The organism is Sphaerotilus sp. FB-3, from assembly GCF_023706025.1.
Classification (GTDB): domain Bacteria; phylum Pseudomonadota; class Gammaproteobacteria; order Burkholderiales; family Burkholderiaceae_C; genus Sphaerotilus; species Sphaerotilus sulfidivorans.
Genome location: NZ_BQWE01000062.1, coordinates 1 through 519 on the forward strand (window position 1 = coordinate 1; position 519 = coordinate 519).

Consider the following 519-nt stretch of genomic DNA (forward strand, 5'->3'; position numbering starts at 1 on the left):
GAACATTCCCCGAAGGACGAAGCGCCGAATCCCGAAGCGCGAGCCGACTCCTCTGGCGGCAGGTGCATGCGTCAACCAGGGCTGGGCGCTGGATTTCATGCACGACGTGCTCTACGACGGCAGGCGGTTCCGCACCCTCAACGTGATCGACGAGGCCAACCGCGAGGCTCTGGCGATCCAGGTGGCGCAGTCGCTGCCCGCCTCGATGCTCATCCGCACGATGGACCGGCTGGTCGACTGGTACGGCGCACCGAAATCCATCCGCATGGACAACGGGCCGGAGATGACCAGCCGCGAATTCGTCGCATGGGCCCAGCGCCGCGGCATCGCGCTGAACTACATCGAGCCCGGCGAGCCCAACCAGAACGCCTACGTCGAACGCTTCAACCGCACCTTCCGGACCGAAGTGCTCGACGCCTGGCTGTTCAATTCCATCGAGCAGGTCCAGGCCATCGCCGACGACTGGATGACCCAGTACAACGAATACCGACCGCATGACGCCCTGGGCGGCGTGCCGCC

1 protein-coding gene is annotated in these 519 nt (G+C 65.5%); it reads left to right on the plus strand.

Annotation, left to right across the window (positions count from 1 at the left end; translation table 11 throughout):
• Positions 1-97 precede the first annotated feature (97 nt).
• The coding region (locus tag NFT33_RS19035) for an integrase core domain-containing protein (RefSeq protein ID WP_251677717.1) at positions 98-519 on the plus strand (422 nt) is incomplete at its 3' end.